Here is an 18,463-nt window from a genome sequence, read left to right as displayed (position 1 = left end):
ATGGAGGCCATAATTATATGATGGCACTTATCTTTGTCAAAATTTTAAGAAAAATGACAGGACTTAGAGCATTGATCGAGCAAGCATGGGACAATAGATCATTATTGGAAGACGAAAAGACCCAGATGGCCATTAGAGAAGTAATAGACCTTATTGATCTTGGCGAGCTTCGATGCGCAGAACCCACGGAAAATGGTTGGCAAATAAATGAATGGGTAAAAAAAGCGGTAGTGCTATACTTCCCCATACAAAAAATGGAGGTCCTCGAAGCTGGTATTTTTGAATATCACGACAAGATTCCCTTGAAAAGAGGATACAAAGAAAAAGGTGTTCGTGTGGTACCCCATGCCGTGGCAAGGCACGGAGCTTATATTTCCAAAGGAACCATTTTAATGCCAAGTTATGTAAACATTGGTGCCTATGTGGACGAGGGGACCATGGTGGATACTTGGGCCACGGTGGGCAGTTGTGCTCAAATTGGTAAAAACGTCCATTTAAGTGGTGGTGTAGGTATCGGTGGGGTTTTAGAACCATTGCAAGCTGCTCCAGTAATTATTGAGGACAATGCATTTATCGGCTCCAGATGTATTGTTGTGGAAGGGGTCCGTGTTGAAAAGGAGGCTGTTTTGGGAGCAAATGTGGTTTTAACGGCTTCTACGAAAATTATTGATGTAACAGGGAGTGAGCCTGTTGAACTGAAAGGTCGTGTTCCCGCAAGATCGGTTGTGATACCGGGCAGCTACACCAAAAATTTTCCTGCCGGAGATTACCAAGTGCCATGCGCCTTGATCATTGGCAAACGAAAGGAGAGCACCGACAAGAAAACATCGTTGAACAATGCCTTGCGCGAGCACAATGTTGCAGTTTAGATCAAGGCGTTCCGATCTTCTGATTTTTTAAAAAACGGAATCAAAATATACAGTTTGGGTTGTTTTTTATTAAAATTAAAGCAACCCAAACACTATTCCAGCCTCTACTAAATACATGTCAAAAACTATTTTTAACAAAAACCGGGTAGGGAAACGTCGTTGTCGATTGTTGTAAGAAAAATAAACGGCAAAACAATTTTTACGCCTTTTTTTTGTTATAGATTTGTAAACACCAAAACACTACACCAATAAATATGGCTGGATTACGCACCCCAAAGCAAAAATTATCAGCACTCATAATCACCTATAACGAAATTGGATACATTGAGAAATGTATCGATTCCGTTTCTTTTACTGATGAAATCGTGGTTGTAGACTCTTACAGTACGGACGGCACATACGAGTATCTGTTAAGCCATCCGAAGGTAAGGGTAATTCAAAATCCATTTAAAAATTTTACTGCACAGAAATCCTTTGCGCTAAAGCAATCCTCTAATGATTGGGTCTTGTTTTTAGATGCAGATGAAGTTGTGACCAAAAGTCTGCAAACAGAAATTATTGAAACCATCAATAAGGAAAACGCAGATGAAGCCTATTGGTTCTACCGCCAGTTTATGTTCCAAAACGAGCGATTGAACTTTAGCGGTTGGCAAACAGACAAAAATTATAGATTGTTCCGCAAAAGCAAAGCACATTTCACCGATAAAAAAATAGTTCACGAAACCTTGGTTGTCGATGGAACATCTGGAATTCTCCAAGAAAAGCTTATCCATTATTGCTACAAGGACTATCAGGACTACAAGGGCAAAATGTTGAAATATGGCCAACTAAAAGCAAAAGAGGATTTTTATAGGGAAAAACACTTCAACTACCTTTTAATGATTATAAAGCCAGCGTGGAAATTCTTTAACCACTACATTTTGCGCCTAGGAATTCTTGATGGCAAAAAAGGATGGACTATTTGCTATTTAAACGCCCTTGGTGTTTTGGAGAGGTTCCGAGAATTAAAAAGGTTGGAAAAAAAGAATCAACTGGCCTATTATTTGGTAATGCCATAGTGCGTCCACACCAATTTGTTAGATCTGGTCTCCTTACGTATGGCTTGGTTCTTTGCAATGGATTCGGGCGTTTTATAGCCTCGTTTATGATCTAAATGCACACAAACGGCACTATAGCGCAATTGCTTAGATTTTATTCCAAAATTGAACAAACGTTCACCCAGTTCGCGATCCTGCCCGCCGTATTGCATCCGCTCATCAAAACCGTTCACGTTCAAAATATCCTTCTTCCAACCCGAAGAGTTATGTCCGTTCCAACTAGCGTTCGTCGGAGTTATGGTATTGAGCAATTTAGAGAATAGGCCACTCGCCGTTAGTTTATTGTTTTTAAAAGTTTTTGGAATCCCCTTTTCTTTGAGCCAATGGATGTTAAAGCAGTTTTGTTTTTCAATATCCTCCAGTGTAATCAACTTGGATATGTTCATGGGCAACATGTAGTACCCTCCCGAAATAAAATACCTGGGTTCTTTGTTAATGTAATGCACCTCCACAAAGTCTTCTCTTGGAATACAATCACCATCCGTCATTATAATATACTCCGCATTGCAAGCTTCGACTGCCTTGTTAAGGATCCTTGACTTCTGGAAACCATCGTCCTCCTGCCAAACATGGATAATATTGTAAAAAACATTTTCGGACATCTCATCCAATAATTCTTTGGTCTTTGGACCAGATCCATCATCGGCAATAACCACTTCAAAATCCTTGAAGATTTGGCAATTGAAGCCCCAAAGTACTTTTTTTAACCACTCTTCGGCATTGTACGTACTTATGATTACTGATATTTTCGGAGATTCTTTTTCCTGTGGGTTCATCTTGGCAAAAATAGAAATATTAAATGTTATCTCATATCCTTAATTTTGCGATTCTAAACTTACCATAATGAAGGTTAAGGAACACCTAGTTATCCAACTTAATAATTAGAGGCTGTTTAAATCAAAAACTATCCAATATGAAAATCTGCATTACACGAACAGAAAAACACGCATATTCCGAAACCTTCATTAGGGACCAAATAAAGGAATTCAAATCACTTTGCGAAACATATACCATTCATAGTGGGAGGTATCCGGAGAGAATGGAAAACGGCAGTCTTTTAAACCCATATCTCTTTTGGATTTTTCACAAAATGATAAAAATCCTGGTGGGCAGAAATAACTACTTTAGCGATTATGGAGTAAAAAAATATCTCAATAAAAATAAAATCGATGTTGTCCTAGCGAATTACGGAATGAGTGCATCTCATATGGTCGCCCCTTGTAAAGCCCTGAATATACCCTTAATAGTCATTTTTCATGGACATGATGCAACGGACAAAAAATTACTAAATGAATACAAACACAAATATGTAAAATTGTTTGACTATGCCTCAAACATAATTGTTGTTTCAAACGACATGAAATCACAACTCATTGGACTCGGTGCCCCGAAAAGCAAAATACAAATTATTCCTTGTGGAGTAAATACTTCAATGTTTGAGTCGAACACCGAGCCTGCTCAACAAAAAACATTTCTAGCAGTAGGAAGGTTAACCGCAAAAAAAGGACCATTGTACACAATTAAAGCATTTAATTCAGTCTTACAAAAACATCCGGATTCAAAACTAATTTTTGTAGGGAACAAAAATGGCCTCTACAACGAATGTCAAGATTTGATCTCGAATCTTGGCATAGGAAAATCTGTAACCTTCACTGGAATTTTAAGTCAAAAAGAAATTTCAATTTTAATGAAATCTTCACTGGCTTTTGTTCAGCATTCAATTACAGCTCCAAATGGGGACATGGAAGGTTCTCCTGTCAGTATTATGGAAGCTGCATCTTCCGGTCTACCAATAGTAAGCACAAAACACGCAGGCATCAAAGAACTTGTTGTTCATAATAAAACTGGTTTTTTGGTCGATGAAAAAGACATAAATAAAATGGCAGAATACATGACCGAATTATGTAATAATTTTCAGTTAGCTAAATCTATGGGGATGGCAGGAAGAAACCATATGGAACAGCATTATGAACAAAAAAGACAAATAGGCAAGCTTTACGATTTAGCCAAGGATATAGTTTCATCTAAAAAATAAAACATTTTAAACGCTGATTATACCATATGACCGAAGAAATCAATAATTGTAACCGAGTTCTGCAAGAAGGCGGGCTCATCCTCTACCCTACCGATACGGTTTGGGGCATAGGTTGCGATGCCACCAATCCCGAGGCCGTAAAAAAGGTATACGCCCTAAAAAAAAGAGAGGACTCCAAAGCACTGATATGTTTGGTTGCCAACCAAGCCATGCTGGAACGACATGTAAAACAGGTGCCCGAGGTCGCGTACGATATTATGGATCTGGCCACAAAACCCACCACCATAGTTTTTGACGACCCTATAGGCATTGCCGACAACCTGGTTGCTGCGGACAACACCCTGGCCATTCGGGTTGCATCGGACAAATTTTGCCAATACCTCATCAATAAATTCAGAAAACCCATTGTGTCAACTTCGGCCAATATTTCTGGTAATCCTACCCCAAAACAATTCAAGGATATTGATCAAGAAATTTTAAAAGGAGTGGACTATGTGGTAAATTTGCAGAACGAAAACAAAAACCCTTCTCCTTCTTCCATAATTAAGTTAAGTAACAACGGTAAGGTGAAGGTCATCCGGGAATAAGAATGACGAAGGAATTCCATACAGCCGCAATACAGCACCCTATTTTTAAACTTATTGGCGAAGCTTCTGATGAGCTCGGAACAGATTCCTATGTGATCGGTGGGTATGTCCGTGACTATTTTTTAGAACGAAATACCCCAAAAGATATCGATATTGTTGCCATTGGCAGCGGCATTGAATTGGCCAAAAAAGTGGCTTCCAAATTAAAGGGCAAACCGGATATTTCCGTTTTTAAAAATTTCGGTACGGCCATGATAAAATACAAAGACCTGGAACTGGAATTTGTGGGCGCCCGAAAAGAAAGCTACAACCGAGACAGCCGTAAACCCATTGTCGAAGATGGCACGCTCGAAGATGACCAAAACCGTCGCGACTTTACCATAAACGCCATGGCATTGGCACTGAACCAATCCAATTTTGGTCAACTTTTAGATCCTTTTGATGGTTTGGCGGATTTGGCCAAACAACTTATCCGCACGCCCTTGGAGCCGGGCATCACATACTCGGACGATCCATTGAGGATGATGCGAGCCATACGATTTGCCTCACAATTGCGCTTTACCATCGAATTGCCATCTCTCCAGGCCATTGCAGAGCACAAGGATCGAATAAAAATTGTATCCAAGGAACGTATTGTGGACGAACTCAACAAAATATTGATGAGTTCCCAACCGTCGCTAGGCTTTACACTGATGCACAAAACCGGACTTCTTCCTTTAATTCTACCTGAACTAACGGCCTTACAAGGCATCGAAGAAATAGAGGGACAACGCCATAAGGACAATTTTTGGCACACATTGGAGGTAGTGGACAATATTGCACAAACAACGGACAATCTTTGGCTGCGTTGGGCGGCACTGCTTCACGATATTGGAAAGGCACCTACCAAGAAATTCCATAAAAAAATAGGTTGGACCTTCCATGCCCATGAGTTTGTCGGTGCTAAAATGGTCTATAAACTTTTTAAAAGACTACGAATGCCATTGAACGATAAAATGAAATTCGTTCAAAAAATGGTATTGATGAGCTCACGGCCCATTATACTGTCCGAAGACCATGTAACCGATTCTGCGGTAAGGCGATTGGTGTTCGATGCCGGTGATCACGTCGAAGACCTAATGACCCTTTGCGAAGCGGACATTACCACCAAGAACCCCAAAAAACAAAAAAAATACAAGAACAATTTTAAGATCGTTCGCCAAAAAATAGTCGAAGTCGAAGAACGGGATCACATCCGAAACTTTCAACCTCCGGTTTCCGGCGAAGAGATCATGAAAACCTTCAACCTAAAACCATCCAAAGAAATAGGCATTATTAAAGACGCGATCAAAGAAGCAATCTTAGAGGGAGAAATCCCCAACGAATATGAAGCGGCCTACAACTTTATGTTAAAAAAGGGCGAAAAAATGAATCTAAAAGTCCATTCCGAATGAAAAAGAACAAATATGTAGTGTATTGGTTGTTAACTGGATGTTTTCTCATTTTTGTCATGGTTTTGGTGGGAGGCATCACCCGACTTACCCACTCGGGGCTGTCCATTTCCGATTATAAACTTATTCAAGGTACAATCCCCCCCATGAACGAACAAGAATGGGAAGAAGCCTTTGAACTCTACAAGCAATATCCCGAGTACCAAAAACTCAACTATCATTTTGGAATCGAGGAATTCAAGGACATTTACTTTTGGGAATGGCTGCACAGGGTCATTGGACGATTTATCGGAATCGTTTTTATTTTACCGTTTATTTACTTTTTGATAGCCAAGAAGCTGGATAGACCTACCATTAAAAAAAGTTTGATTCTGCTCTTTATGGGCGGGTTTCAAGGTTTTTTGGGCTGGTATATGGTAAAAAGCGGCCTTGTGGACCGTCCGGATGTATCGCACTACAGGTTGGCAGCCCATTTGACCACTGCATTCTTAACGTTCGCTTATAGTTTTTGGGTGGCCTTGGACCTAATCTATCCAAATCGAAAAGAAGTCGACACCAAAATAAGGAACTTGATCCGCGTAGGCCTGGTGGTCTTGTTGCTTCAAATAGTATGGGGTGCCTTTGTTGCAGGTTTGGATGCCGGCTTTATTCACAACCACTGGCCTCTGATGAACGAGGGCAAACTAATGCACGAAACCGTTTATATAGAACAACAGCCCGTAATAAAGAACTTTTACGAAGGAAAAAGCGGCGTACAGTTTGTACATCGGTACCTGGCTTACATTGTGGTCGCTTTGATTGGGGTGATTTGGTACCGAACACGAAAAATATCCAAAACCGCCCTCCAGGAAAAAGGACTAAAAACTTTGTTGGCCCTAGTTTTTGTTCAATTTATATTGGGTGTGCTCACATTGATTTATGCCGTGCCACTTTGGCTGGGCATCGTGCATCAAATTGGCGCTTTTTTCCTTTTGGCCGCGATGACGTTTACCTTGCACAGGTTCACCAAATAACTGCTATTTATTGTACCTTTGTGCCCACTCTAAAATTTGATGGATGATTTATAAAATCAGGATAATACTTGATGCTGAGGAAGATATCTTTCGGGATATCGAAATTGAGGACCAAAGTAACTTGGAGGATTTCCACAACGCCATTACCCAAGCTTTTGGCTTTGAGGGAAGTGAAATGGCCTCATTTTATACTTGTGACGAAGAATGGAATCAAGATGAAGAAATCGCTCTTTTTGATATGAGTGAAAATGGCTCCGATATTCGCCTGATGAACGAAACCTCGTTGGACGATATTCTGACCAAGGACAGCCCCAAACTGATTTACGTGTACGACTTTTTTAGCATGTGGACCTTTTTTGTGGAGCTTGCCGATATTGTGGAAAAAGAAGATGGCCGTGTTTATCCCAATGTATTGTTCACCTTTGGCGAATTACCGGATGCCCCACCGGAAAAACAATTCGAAGCAAAGCCCAACGATGATGGAGGAAATTTTGACGACCTTCTGGACAGTTACGACGATATGGACTTTGACGAAAACTGGAACTAAAATAGCACCGCCTAAATTTTAACCAATAATCCCCGATCCAAATAATGCTGAACTTATATTCCGCCCAAATTGAAAGTATATCGCTTCACCGAGTTGGCAACAAGAGCAAAAACGAATCTGCTTTTTTATCCGCAGAGCCTTTTTCCCTGAACGATGAAATGGCAGGCTTATTAAAGGAATACTTTTTTAAGCCCTTTCGCGAAAAGGAAGAAAACTATTATAAGTTTAGCCACGAAGTGGATTTGGAATTCAATGAGGTGTGTACGGCGGTTACCGAGATTTTCGACAACCCCTCCGATAACCATCGATTATCCAAAAAAATAACCACGCATCTGTTTGAGCAATCCAACCACCCTCACATTAAAAGCGGGGAGGTTTATGTGGTGCATTTCTCCGATATGGTAATCGACAATAAAAAAACGGATGCCGTAGGTATTTTTAAGAGTGAGCTAAAGCACGACTTTCTTCAGTTCGAGGAAAACGAACGCAACTTGGAAATTTTAATACGCCAGGGAATCAATATCAATAAATTGGATAAGGGGTGCATAGTTTTTAACGTGGACCGAGAAGAAGGTTTTAGGATATTATCTGTGGACAGCAACCGATATGACGCCAAATATTGGCTGGAAAACTTTTTGGGAGTTTCGCCTTTAACGGATGAGAACTTTTACACAAAAAACTACCTTAAGTTCTGCCAGAACTTTGCCAAGGATGTTGTTTTGCCCGCAGAGGACAAACAGCAAGAGGTATTGTTCATGAACCGCGCTGTAAACCACTTTGCCAAAAACGACAACTTTGAGGAGACCTCCTTTTTGAACGAGGTAATGGAAAATCCCGACTTAATTCCAGAGTTTAAGCATTATAAAGTAGAAAAAGGACCCAAGTACAGCATTGAGGACGTTTCTAATTTTGACATTGCCAACAAAGCGGTGAGCGATGCCCGTAAAAAAATCAAGAACGTAATCAATCTGGACACCAATATTCAGATCAAGATGGATTTCATCAACCCTGATTCGGCAGAGAAGTTTGTGGAAAAAGGTTGGGACGAGGAACGACAGATGTACTATTACCTCGTGTATTTTAACAAGGAACAGAAAAGTTAGAATTTTTTTTCAATAATCTGTTTCATACTCACATCCTCATAGTTACGTTTCACAAAATCCAAGGCGTGGGTCAAAATTTCGCCCATGTTCTTGCTGTCCCTAAAATTAATATCGCCCGTAAGGTCCTGCAATTGGTTTTTTAGCATTTCTATGTTTTCCGGTGGAGCAATGGTATCCAATGCGCAAACATCCAACAAGCGTTTAAGGCGGCGCCCCCAACTAAGTATCCGTTTTGCGATTATGGAACGCTCCTCTACAATATATTGGTTAACGGAATCTATGGTCAATTTACCTTGCACCAAATCCACCATGGTCTTGTTCTCTTTAAAAAACTGGGGGCGATATACCTTTATATTGCCTTCATAGCATTGTTGATCAAAATCTATGGCCCTTATTTTATAGACTACACTATCAAAATCGTGAGTGGGAACAATTACGTAATTATAAGAACGCATGTCCCCTAAGAGCCGGATCATGCTCCTTTCGTTGAACTTAACAAACTCCTTGGCAATCTGCGATTTTTCGAATTCGGTACATTCGGGCAGGTTGTTCTTCATAAAAACATCTCCGGGAATACCAACAATATGCTCTTCGATAAGTGTATTCTCATAGATCACAAAGTTTAAATTATAAGGGGAGAGCATATGCTCCAATTCCAAACCATATACTCTAGAAGCGTCTGTTTTTTTAACATAGAACAAGGTATAGTTATCGTTAAGGATGTTCCGGACCTTGATTCGAAAAGGCTTGGAGTTTCCAAAAGTGCAATAGTCCACATAATCCACGTTCAAATATTGAAAAATGGAATCACTGCCATCGGAAACAAAACTGGAATACACTCTTTTTAGGGCCAGGTCTATTTCATCCCTATCGAACTCCGGATAAAACACGCGCACCCAAAGTGTATCCTCATCCTTGGCATCGTAAACGGCAACGCTTCCTGAAAAGCGCAACAAGTCATCATAATGGATCGGAATTTCGATTTTTCTATTGTAATAATCCAAATATTCATCCAGCTCCTTACTTATGGGATAGGCAGGTTTCTTTTTCGACATTAATTTTTCTTCCGACATTGTGTTCGATTATTTTGTAACAATTTGCAAATAATATCGTCAAGTTAGTATAAACCATTCAAAAAACGATAGCATCTTTTGGAAACAATACTTACCGTAAACCATCTTACAAAAAAATTTGGTTACCTAACAGCCGTAAAAGATCTTTCTTTTACAATAGAAAAAGGTAACGTTTATGGCATTTTAGGACCCAATGGGAGTGGCAAATCCACCACATTGGGAATTATCCTGAACGTTGTGAACCGAACCTCGGGCGATTTTAATTGGTTCGATGGCAACACCACCACCCATGACGCCCTAAAAAAGGTCGGGGCCATAATTGAACGTCCCAACTTTTATCCGTACATGAACGCGATTCAAAATTTAAGGTTGGTCTGTAAGATCAAAGATGTACCCGAATCCAAAATTCAGGAAAAACTGGAATTGGTAGGTCTGTGGGACCGCAGGAACAGTAAGTTCAAAACCTATTCGCTGGGGATGAAACAGCGCATGGCCATTGCCTCTGCCCTGCTCAACGACCCCGAAATACTCATCTTGGACGAACCTACCAATGGCCTGGACCCCCAAGGAATCCATCAAATACGGGAGATCATCAAAAAAATTGCGAGCCAAGGCACAACCATTTTATTGGCTTCTCATTTATTGGACGAAGTTGAAAAAGTATGTTCCCATGTCATCATTCTTAGAAAAGGAGAGAATTTATATTCCGGGCCGGTAGATAGTATGCTGGCCAGTCATGGTTTTTTTGAATTGAAGTGCGAAAATCTAGAGCAATTGCAAGAGCTGCTCGAAAAAAGTGCCAGCTTCGGGAAAATCGAAAACTTTAACGGTACGCTTACGGCCTATTTAAAGGAAGAAATGGATGCCGAAAGCTTAAACAAAATGCTGTTTGACCAGGGTATTGTCCTATCTCACCTCGTAAAACGGAAAGAAAGTCTCGAAGAACAATTTTTAACCTTGACCAAAAATCAATAAACGAATGTTACGTCTCCTACAAATAGAATTTATAAAATTATGGAACAATAGGGCCAGCAAGGTGCTTATTATCTCCTATTTTGTGCTTTTAACTTCCATTGCGCTCATCGCGGCCATTAAATTTGATATTGGCCCGGTACAATTTCATCTGGCGGATCAAGGGATATTCAATTTTCCCTATATCTGGCACTTTAACACCTTTGTCACCGCCCTTTTTAAACTATTTTTGGCCATTGTAATCGTTTCCATGATGTCCAACGAATACAGCAACAAGACCATAAAACAAAACCTGATAGATGGCCTTTCCAAAAAAGAGTTTATCCTTTCCAAAGTCCTTACCGTAATCAGTTTTGCGCTTATTTCCACCATATTTGTGTTTGTGGTTTCCATGGTCCTTGGCCTGATCTATTCCGATTACGACGAAATGTCCATTATTTTTTCGGACATGGAGTTTTTACCAGCGTTCTTCTTTAAACTGGTCGGCTTTTTCTCTTTTTGCCTGTTCTTGGGAATATTGGTCAAGCGTTCGGCCTTTGCACTGGGGTTCTTAATTTTATGGACTATTTTGGAGCAAGTAGTTTTTGGTTTGCTCGGTTGGAAAGTTATGAGCTGGGAAGCGGCCAAGACCATAAAACAATTTTTTCCATTGCAATCCATGTCCAATTTAATAAAAGAACCCTTCACAAGGTTATCGGCCGTACAGAATATTGGTCAACAGATAGGAGAGGATATGAGATTCGATTACCATGTATATTGGTATGAGTTTTTGGTAGTCATCCTTTGGACAGTGATTTTTATCTACTTATCCTACGCATTATTAAAAAAACGTGATTTGTAGTATCTTGTAGGATGCACAGAATCATGTAATGCTGAACAGAATATTAATTTTATGGGCACTCCTGGCCAACCATTCCTTTTGGGCCCAGGATTGCCCTAATCCGGTTTACCCTGCCAATGGAGCTACAAATGTTCCTTTGGACGCCACAATTGATTGGGAATCGGTAGATGGAGTTCCCTCCTACAATATAACCATGGGAACAACACCCGGGGGCGACGACATCCTGAGCACACAATTTGCCAGTGGATCTTCCTATGTACCGCCACTTGGACTACCTGCCAATACCACTATTTATGTAACGATAACCCTTTTCTTTTTTGACCAGCCCAATATTACCTGTCCAAGCTACAGTTTTACCACAGAACCCATTTCCACAGTTCCAGAATGTACCGAAATAACCAATCCATTGAACAACGCTGTGGACATAAATCCAAATACCAACATATCCTGGTCCTATGTGTACGCTGCAACGGGCTACAATCTTAGTTTGGGCACAACACCTGGAGGCACGGAACTTCTGAATAATTTTGATGTTGGCAACACCCTTACCTATAACCCAATAACCGATCTACCCCCGGAGACCCCTATTTACGCATCAATTGTACCATACAACGCATTGGGAACGGCAATGGGCTGTACCTATCAACAATTTACAACACGGGCCGAATCCGAAATACCCGATTGCACCAATATTATTTATCCGCTGAACGGAGAAACCAATGTACCGCTATCTCCTGTATTGGAATGGCATGCCGTACCCGATGCAACAGGATACATCGTTACCATTGGCACAACACCTACGGGCACGGACATTCTTGACGGCTCCACATTTTATAGCAATTCCACCCCGGTCGTTAATTTTGAATCAAATAAAACTTTTTTTATCACAATTGTTCCTTTTAACGATGCAGGGGCAGCAGAAGGGTGCACCCAGACCAGTTTTACCACCTTGTTGGGATGTGGCCCCTTTTTGGATTTTGATACTGGGGAATACGTTATTGTAAACCCGGAAATAGATTTTCCCGCTACCATATCCTCTTGCGATAACAATGGCCCACTAATCATCAATTCAACCGACATTGCAGAAGGTTACCGGTGGTTTCGGATAGATCAATTTGAAAATGAGTCCCTAATCTCGGACACCAGTGACGTTACCATCACTGAAAACGGCAGGTACAGGTACGAAGCCTACAATACGATCAATCAAAATGGCAATACCATTGAATGTCCCTCGAGTCAAGTATTCGAGGTCGTTTCATCGGAAATGGCAACCATAGAAAATATAATGGCCGAGACTCTGGTCTCCTCACTTCGAATAACCGTAGTTGCATCAGGTAACGGAGATTACGAATATGCCATAGATGATATAGATGGCCCATATTTGGACAGCAATGTTTTTAACAATGTGGCACCCGGAAGCCACATCTTCTATGTTAGGGACAAGAACGGTTGTGGCATTGCCCAGCAAAAATTCGCCCAGGACTTGACCGTGGAGGGATTTCCAAAATTCTTTACGCCCAATGGGGACAACATAAACGATTATTGGCAGTTTATACAGCCAACAGGGACGCAAGAAATTGTTTTTAAAAGTATCCGAATCTTTGATCGCTACGGTACATTTATAAAACAAATTTCGCAATATTCCCTGGGTTGGGACGGAAATTTGGCCGGGCGCAGCTTACCCGCCGGAGATTATTGGTACATGGCCATTGATGATTCGGACCGGGAGTTCAAAGGGCATTTTTCCTTAAAAAGATAATATCCCTTTTTACTTCCTTTTAGGAACATCCTTTAGTATTTTTACAGCATGAAATTTCAGGTAGTTTCCGATTTTAAACCTACCGGCGATCAGCCGCAGGCGATAAAACAATTGGTCGAGGGCATTGAGTCCAAAACAGCACACCAAACCTTGCTCGGCGTAACCGGATCGGGAAAAACATTTACCGTGGCCAACGTTGTGGAATCCGTTCAACGGCCTACTCTGGTTTTGGCACACAACAAAACTTTGGCGGCACAACTATATTCAGAGTTCAAACAATTTTTTCCGAACAATGCGGTCGAATATTTCGTGTCCTACTATGATTATTATCAACCTGAAGCCTATATCCCGACCAGTGGACTTTATATAGAAAAAGACCTTTCCATAAACGAGGATATCGAGAAATTGCGTTTAAGTGCCACCTCCTCTCTCTTATCCGGAAGAAGGGACGTCCTGGTTGTAGCGTCGGTATCCTGTTTGTACGGTATCGGAAATCCGATAGAATTTCAAAAAAACGTTATCACCATTCATAGGGATCAAGTTATTTCTAGGACCAAGTTTTTAAAACAGTTGGTACAGAGCCTGTACGCAAGGACCACTGCAGATTTCAGAAATGGAAATTTTAGGGTAAAAGGAGATGTGGTCGATGTTTTTCCAGGATATGCCGACCATGCGTTCCGTATCCATTTTTTTGGTGATGAAATTGAGGAAATCGAAGCATTGGACCCGTACAACAATAACGTTATAGAGGTTTACGACACCTTGAACATTTATCCCGCAAATATGTTTGTTACCTCCCCGGATGTATTACAAAATGCAATTCGCGAGATTCAGGACGATTTGGTAAAACAAGTGGATTATTTTAAGGAAATCGGCAGGCCTTTAGAGGCCAAACGTTTGGAGGAACGCACCAATTTTGATTTGGAAATGATTCGCGAACTAGGCTATTGTTCAGGAATCGAGAACTACTCTCGGTACCTTGACGGCAGAAAACCGGGCACCAGACCTTTCTGTTTGCTGGATTATTTTCCAGATGATTATTTAATGGTGATCGATGAAAGCCATGTTACCATACCGCAAGTACATGCCATGTATGGCGGCGACCGATCTAGAAAGGAAAACTTGGTGGAATATGGATTCCGGTTACCGGCGGCAATGGACAACCGTCCGTTAAAGTTTGAAGAATTTGAAGCCCTACAAAATCAAGTACTATACGTTAGTGCCACTCCCGCTGACTACGAACTGGAATTGAGCGAAGGTATTTATGTGGAACAGATTATCCGACCAACGGGGTTGCTGGACCCTATAATCGAAGTTCGCCCCAGCGAAAACCAGATCGATGACCTTGTTGAAGAAATCCAACAACGTGTAGAATTGGATGAACGTACCTTGGTCACGACACTGACCAAGCGTATGGCCGAGGAGCTCACCAAATATTTAACCAGAATTGATGTTCGCTGTCGATACATTCACAGTGATGTGGACACTTTGGAAAGGGTGGAGATCATTCAAGACCTGCGCAAGGGACTTTTTGATGTCTTGATCGGAGTAAACCTTTTGCGAGAAGGATTGGATCTACCGGAAGTTTCCCTAGTTGCCATACTGGATGCCGATAAGGAAGGTTTTTTAAGAAGTAACCGCTCGCTCACCCAAACCGTAGGGCGTGCTGCAAGAAACTTGAACGGGAAAGCCATTATGTATGCCGACAAGATTACGGAAAGCATGCAAAAAACCATAGACGAAACCAATTATCGCAGGGAAAAGCAAATTACCTACAATAAAGAAAATAACATAACCCCTACCGCACTCAAGAAAAACCTGGACAGTGCACTTGCCAAAAACTCGGTATCCACCTACCACTTTCAAAAAGAAGAGTTACGTGCCGCCGAGCCAGATCTAAACTATATTACGGAAGATCAAAAAGAAAAACTGATTCGCGAAAAAAGAAAGGCCATGGAAAAAGCTGCCAAAGAACTCAACTTTATGGAAGCCGCCAAATTAAGGGACGAAATAAAAATGTTGCAAGAAAAAAAATAAAAAACGCGCTCCAGCAAATGCCGGAGCGCGCCTCAACTAACCAACTAATCCAACCATCATGAAACACCTTTAGTTGGTGTTCTAGTGCCTTATCCTATTTCAATCAGTCTTTTGGGTTTTGGCAATGCCTCTTGCTTTTTGGGCAACATCAGTTTTAGTATCCCATCTTCGTACTTCGCATCTATTTTAGATCCATCTACGGTTTCCGGCAATGTGAATGCCCTTTTGAACGATGTGAACGAGAACTCCTTTCTTGTGTAGTTGTCCTTATTTTCTTCATTTTCAGTTTTTACTTCACTGGCAATGGTAAGTACATCGTTATCGATTTCTACGGTAAAGTCTTCTTTTTTCATACCAGGAACAGCAAGTTCCAATTCAAAACCTTCTGTATTGTCCTTTATATTTACTGCAGGTACGGAAGTATTCCACTTCTCTGTTCCACCGAACCAATCAGGACCCATAAAATCATTCATCAATGATGGAAAAAACAGGTTATTTCTTTTTACTATACTCATGGCGATTCAATTTTAGTTAAACATCTAAATCAACCAGTAAAAAGCAAAACCTGTACCAACACAAAATCTATGTCATTTTGACGTGTTTGAGGGTGAAAAAAATGTCATTTTGACATTAATTATAATACGCCTTAAAGATATTGATCAGCACATCGGGCGGTACAATATTGTCCGGATAACGGTGCATAACCTCCAAAACCTGACTGATAGCCGCCGGCGGGAGCCCCATTTTTAGTCCGATATTATAGAGTTTGTCTATTTCCTTCCTATGTTGTTCCTTGTCGATATTCATAAGAAGGATAAGTCTATGGAATTGTACTATGCGCTCTGCTTGGGTCTTTAAGCGGACCTTAGGGGATTTTTCCTTAAGAAGCCCTTCGAAGATATCTTTACCAATGCCGAGGGTATGTGCCACCTGAAGCAAAAAATCGTACTCTGACTGCTTTATCGAATGATCTACCCTGGCAAAGGCGATCATTTGCGAAAGAATGCTCAATTTTTCTTTGTGAGTACCCATAAAGCTTGGTTTTGGTTATCGATCCTACTGTAGATAACTTCAAAACCATACTTTTTAGTACAAAAAAGCCCTGAAATTCAGGGCTTTTTTCTAACTAACTCAAACAATTCCCGTGTATTACGCGGTAATTTTTACTGGAAGCTCATATACTCTTCCGGGAGCAACATTTGTTAATTCCACCTTTTGGTAATTTAAACGACTCTTAACAAAGCCCTCCAAAACATCGTTTTTGGTTTCAACAGAGAGAACCAACAATTCGCCTTTTTCTGTTACGATAAAACGAACCTCGGCAGTCAAATCCTTATGATCTGCGTTGAATTGATTATCCTTCAACATTTCATAAATCTGACCGGAAAGATTGTTCTCCTTGGTCGCTTTTTTTCCTTTTGTTGCAAATGCGCTCATGGTTGCCATAAGTGCCAACGCTACTGAAACAGTTCTTAATTTTTTCATGATTTTTGTTTTTTGATTAAAATTGAATGATTAATGATTTGCTAAAAACAAGTCCCGATTAAGGTCCTTTTTTTAAGACACCACAAAAATAAGACGATTTAAAAAGTAAATTATTACACTTTTTATCGATTTAACAAATGTTTAATGTCCTTAACGTTGGGCAAATACTCTTTATAAACCCAAAAATGAACTTTAAAAAATCGTTCTAAATCAAAACAGGCTCATAATTAATGAGATAAGAATTTCGGGCAAAAACGACACTGATGCATCGGATATCCACTACAAAAAACAAAAAGGGCAATGTTTTGTTAACATTGCCCTTTTTGGATATTTTTAAATGGTCAAGACTAGCTCAGAACCTCCTCGACCTTATCTGCCGCTTCTTTAAACTGTACCGCGGAATGCACGGCCAACCCTGAGTTGTCTATAATTTCTTTGGCCAACTCTGCATTGGTCCCTTGCAATCTTACAATAATCGGCACTTGAATGGCATCACCCATGTTCTTGTACGCATCAACCACACCTTGGGCAACACGGTCACAACGAACAATACCACCAAAAATATTGATCAAGATAGCTTTTACGTTAGGATCCTTCAGGATAATACGGAAAGCTTCTTCCACCCTTTTGGCATCGGCGGTCCCACCTACATCCAAAAAGTTCGCCGGTTCTCCTCCGGCCATTTTGATCAAATCCATAGTGGCCATGGCCAAACCGGCCCCATTTACCATACAGCCTACATTACCATCCAAATCCACATAATTCAAACCAACTTCACGAGCTTCTACTTCGATCGGATTCTCTTCGCGCAGATCACGCATCTCTGCGTAAGCCTTTCTTCTGTACAGCGCATTATCGTCTATGGTAACTTTGGCATCTACCGCCATAATCTTATCGTCCGATGTTTTCAAAACCGGATTGATCTCAAAAAGACTGGAATCACTTTCCACATATGCCTTATAGAGCGACATCACGAACTTTACCATTTCTTTGAACGCAGTACCGGACAGGCCAAGGTTAAAGGCAATTCTTCTCGCCTGGAACGGCAACAGGCCCAAACCAGGATCAACTTCTTCGGTAAAAATAAGGTGCGGCGTTTTTTCCGCCACTTCTTCTATATCCATCCCACCTTCAGTGGAATACATGATCATGTTTCTACCCGTACCTCTATTTAAAAGAACGGACATATAAAACTCGCTGGTCTCACTATCGCCGGGATAATACACATCCTCAGCTACCAAAACCTGATGTACTTTTTTCCCTTCTGCCGATGTTTGCGGGGTAACCAGGTTCATCCCGATAATACTTCCTGCCAATTCTTCTACTTCTTTCAAGTTTTTGGCCAGTTTAACTCCTCCGCCCTTTCCACGGCCACCTGCATGAACCTGCGCTTTGATAACGTGCCATCCGGTTCCGGTTTCCTGTGTAAGTTGTTTTGCGGCATCTACCGCTTCCTTGGCGTTGTGAGCAACTATCCCTCTTTGGATCCTAACACCAAAACTGGCTAAAATCTCTTTTCCTTGATATTCGTGAAGATTCATCTGTGAATTTACTTTTGTTTGCTGACAAAAATAGAAAACAACGCTGACAAATTGAAGTTGTTAAATGAATAATT

The 18,463-nt window shown here is 40.8% G+C and carries 18 protein-coding genes; 12 read left to right on the top strand and 6 right to left on the bottom strand.

Going from position 1 to position 18,463, the window contains the following annotated elements; all coding sequences use genetic code 11:
- Positions 1-53: 53 nt before the first annotated feature.
- Positions 54-869 (top strand): 2,3,4,5-tetrahydropyridine-2,6-dicarboxylate N-succinyltransferase, encoded by an 816-nt coding sequence (locus tag MJO53_RS11580; protein ID WP_252079184.1) that lies wholly within the window; start codon positions 54-56, stop codon positions 867-869.
- A gap of 254 nt (positions 870-1,123) precedes the next feature.
- On the top strand, positions 1,124-1,927 hold the full coding sequence (locus MJO53_RS11575) for a glycosyltransferase family 2 protein (RefSeq protein WP_252079183.1): 804 nt from the start codon (positions 1,124-1,126) through the stop codon (positions 1,925-1,927).
- On the opposite strand, the gene MJO53_RS11570 is transcribed toward MJO53_RS11575, so the two are convergent.
- A complete protein-coding gene (locus MJO53_RS11570) occupies positions 1,909-2,742 on the bottom strand; it encodes a glycosyltransferase family 2 protein (RefSeq protein WP_252079182.1) in 834 nt (277 codons plus the stop codon). The two genes, MJO53_RS11575 and MJO53_RS11570, sit on opposite strands and share 19 nt — an antisense overlap.
- 137 nt (positions 2,743-2,879) lie before the next feature.
- Here MJO53_RS11570 and MJO53_RS11565 point away from each other — a divergent pair, with 137 nt between their 5' ends.
- The 6 genes from MJO53_RS11565 to MJO53_RS11540 are packed head-to-tail and all read left to right on the top strand — an operon-like array spanning position 2,880 to position 8,681.
- A complete protein-coding gene (locus tag MJO53_RS11565; RefSeq protein WP_252079181.1) occupies positions 2,880-4,001 on the top strand; it encodes a glycosyltransferase family 4 protein in 1,122 nt (373 codons plus the stop codon).
- Between the two features lie 26 nt (positions 4,002-4,027).
- On the top strand, positions 4,028-4,588 hold the full coding sequence (locus MJO53_RS11560; protein ID WP_252079180.1) for an L-threonylcarbamoyladenylate synthase: 561 nt from the start codon (positions 4,028-4,030) through the stop codon (positions 4,586-4,588).
- Between the two features lie 2 nt (positions 4,589-4,590).
- On the top strand, positions 4,591-6,021 hold the full coding sequence (locus tag MJO53_RS11555; RefSeq protein WP_224835176.1) for a CCA tRNA nucleotidyltransferase: 1,431 nt from the start codon (positions 4,591-4,593) through the stop codon (positions 6,019-6,021).
- Positions 6,018-7,031 carry a COX15/CtaA family protein gene (locus tag MJO53_RS11550; protein WP_252079179.1) on the top strand — a complete coding sequence of 338 codons (1,014 nt, stop codon included), beginning with the start codon at positions 6,018-6,020 and terminating at the stop codon, positions 7,029-7,031. The genes MJO53_RS11555 and MJO53_RS11550 overlap by 4 nt, the downstream gene beginning before the upstream one ends.
- 43 nt (positions 7,032-7,074) lie before the next feature.
- The gene (locus MJO53_RS11545) at positions 7,075-7,578 is read left to right on the top strand and encodes a plasmid pRiA4b ORF-3 family protein (RefSeq protein WP_252079178.1); all 504 of its coding nucleotides are present in this window, start codon (positions 7,075-7,077) and stop codon (positions 7,576-7,578) included.
- A 44-nt stretch (positions 7,579-7,622) separates the two neighbouring features.
- Positions 7,623-8,681, top strand: coding sequence for a nucleoid-associated protein (locus MJO53_RS11540; protein WP_224835179.1), 1,059 nt, complete (start codon positions 7,623-7,625; stop codon positions 8,679-8,681).
- On the opposite strand, the gene MJO53_RS11535 is transcribed toward MJO53_RS11540, so the two are convergent.
- Entirely contained in the window at positions 8,678-9,754 is a 1,077-nt protein-coding gene (locus MJO53_RS11535) for a hypothetical protein (protein WP_252079177.1), read from the bottom strand. The genes MJO53_RS11540 and MJO53_RS11535 overlap by 4 nt on opposite strands.
- Positions 9,755-9,832: 78 nt before the next feature.
- Here MJO53_RS11535 and MJO53_RS11530 point away from each other — a divergent pair, with 78 nt between their 5' ends.
- The 4 genes from MJO53_RS11530 to uvrB are packed head-to-tail and all read left to right on the top strand — an operon-like array spanning position 9,833 to position 15,363.
- The gene (locus MJO53_RS11530; protein WP_224835181.1) at positions 9,833-10,729 is read left to right on the top strand and encodes an ABC transporter ATP-binding protein; all 897 of its coding nucleotides are present in this window, start codon (positions 9,833-9,835) and stop codon (positions 10,727-10,729) included.
- 4 nt (positions 10,730-10,733) lie between these two features.
- A complete protein-coding gene (locus MJO53_RS11525; RefSeq protein WP_224835182.1) occupies positions 10,734-11,567 on the top strand; it encodes an ABC transporter permease in 834 nt (277 codons plus the stop codon).
- Between the two features lie 28 nt (positions 11,568-11,595).
- Positions 11,596-13,326, top strand: a complete 1,731-nt coding sequence (locus MJO53_RS11520; protein WP_252079176.1) for a T9SS type B sorting domain-containing protein — start codon at positions 11,596-11,598, stop codon at positions 13,324-13,326.
- 48 nt (positions 13,327-13,374) lie between these two features.
- Complete coding sequence (gene uvrB / locus MJO53_RS11515) at positions 13,375-15,363, top strand: excinuclease ABC subunit UvrB (RefSeq protein WP_252079175.1); 1,989 nt, start codon at positions 13,375-13,377, stop codon at positions 15,361-15,363.
- Positions 15,364-15,452: 89 nt separating this feature from the next.
- Here the strand turns inward: uvrB and MJO53_RS11510 are convergent, their stop codons facing one another.
- From MJO53_RS11510 to sucC, 4 genes are all read right to left on the bottom strand, one after another.
- Positions 15,453-15,878: an Hsp20/alpha crystallin family protein gene (locus MJO53_RS11510; protein WP_224835185.1), complete on the bottom strand. Its 426-nt coding sequence runs from the start codon at positions 15,876-15,878 to the stop codon at positions 15,453-15,455.
- Between the two features lie 115 nt (positions 15,879-15,993).
- Entirely contained in the window at positions 15,994-16,395 is a 402-nt protein-coding gene (locus MJO53_RS11505) for a TerB family tellurite resistance protein (protein ID WP_252079174.1), read from the bottom strand.
- A gap of 117 nt (positions 16,396-16,512) precedes the next feature.
- Positions 16,513-16,848 carry a hypothetical protein gene (locus MJO53_RS11500; protein WP_252079173.1) on the bottom strand — a complete coding sequence of 112 codons (336 nt, stop codon included), beginning with the start codon at positions 16,846-16,848 and terminating at the stop codon, positions 16,513-16,515.
- Positions 16,849-17,195: 347 nt separating this feature from the next.
- Complete coding sequence (sucC, locus tag MJO53_RS11495; protein ID WP_224835188.1) at positions 17,196-18,389, bottom strand: ADP-forming succinate--CoA ligase subunit beta; 1,194 nt, start codon at positions 18,387-18,389, stop codon at positions 17,196-17,198.
- Positions 18,390-18,463: the final 74 nt, after the last annotated feature.

It is taken from the genome of Flagellimonas marinaquae, from assembly GCF_023716465.1.
Lineage (GTDB): Bacteria > Bacteroidota > Bacteroidia > Flavobacteriales > Flavobacteriaceae > Flagellimonas > Flagellimonas alginolytica.
Note: the sequence above shows the minus strand (reverse complement) of the source record. Positions and strands in the feature narration are given on the sequence as shown.

Excerpts from the sequence above, each read along its gene's own strand:
- MJO53_RS11560 (WP_252079180.1), top strand. The coding sequence starts at position 4,028 with ATGACCGAAGAAATCAATAATTGTAACCGAGTTCTGCAAGAAGGCGGG.
- MJO53_RS11520 (WP_252079176.1), top strand. The coding sequence starts at position 11,596 with ATGCTGAACAGAATATTAATTTTATGGGCACTCCTGGCCAACCATTCC.
- sucC (WP_224835188.1), bottom strand. The coding sequence starts at position 18,389 with ATGAATCTTCACGAATATCAAGGAAAAGAGATTTTAGCCAGTTTTGGT.
- MJO53_RS11540 (WP_224835179.1), top strand. The coding sequence starts at position 7,623 with ATGCTGAACTTATATTCCGCCCAAATTGAAAGTATATCGCTTCACCGA.
- MJO53_RS11565 (WP_252079181.1), top strand. The coding sequence starts at position 2,880 with ATGAAAATCTGCATTACACGAACAGAAAAACACGCATATTCCGAAACC.
- MJO53_RS11510 (WP_224835185.1), bottom strand. The coding sequence starts at position 15,878 with ATGAGTATAGTAAAAAGAAATAACCTGTTTTTTCCATCATTGATGAAT.
- uvrB (WP_252079175.1), top strand. The coding sequence starts at position 13,375 with ATGAAATTTCAGGTAGTTTCCGATTTTAAACCTACCGGCGATCAGCCG.
- MJO53_RS11525 (WP_224835182.1), top strand. The coding sequence starts at position 10,734 with ATGTTACGTCTCCTACAAATAGAATTTATAAAATTATGGAACAATAGG.
- MJO53_RS11535 (WP_252079177.1), bottom strand. The coding sequence starts at position 9,754 with ATGTCGGAAGAAAAATTAATGTCGAAAAAGAAACCTGCCTATCCCATA.
- MJO53_RS11545 (WP_252079178.1), top strand. The coding sequence starts at position 7,075 with ATGATTTATAAAATCAGGATAATACTTGATGCTGAGGAAGATATCTTT.
- MJO53_RS11580 (WP_252079184.1), top strand. The coding sequence starts at position 54 with ATGACAGGACTTAGAGCATTGATCGAGCAAGCATGGGACAATAGATCA.
- MJO53_RS11555 (WP_224835176.1), top strand. The coding sequence starts at position 4,591 with ATGACGAAGGAATTCCATACAGCCGCAATACAGCACCCTATTTTTAAA.
- MJO53_RS11500 (WP_252079173.1), bottom strand. The coding sequence starts at position 16,848 with ATGAAAAAATTAAGAACTGTTTCAGTAGCGTTGGCACTTATGGCAACC.
- MJO53_RS11505 (WP_252079174.1), bottom strand. The coding sequence starts at position 16,395 with ATGGGTACTCACAAAGAAAAATTGAGCATTCTTTCGCAAATGATCGCC.
- MJO53_RS11575 (WP_252079183.1), top strand. The coding sequence starts at position 1,124 with ATGGCTGGATTACGCACCCCAAAGCAAAAATTATCAGCACTCATAATC.
- MJO53_RS11570 (WP_252079182.1), bottom strand. The coding sequence starts at position 2,742 with ATGAACCCACAGGAAAAAGAATCTCCGAAAATATCAGTAATCATAAGT.
- MJO53_RS11550 (WP_252079179.1), top strand. The coding sequence starts at position 6,018 with ATGAAAAAGAACAAATATGTAGTGTATTGGTTGTTAACTGGATGTTTT.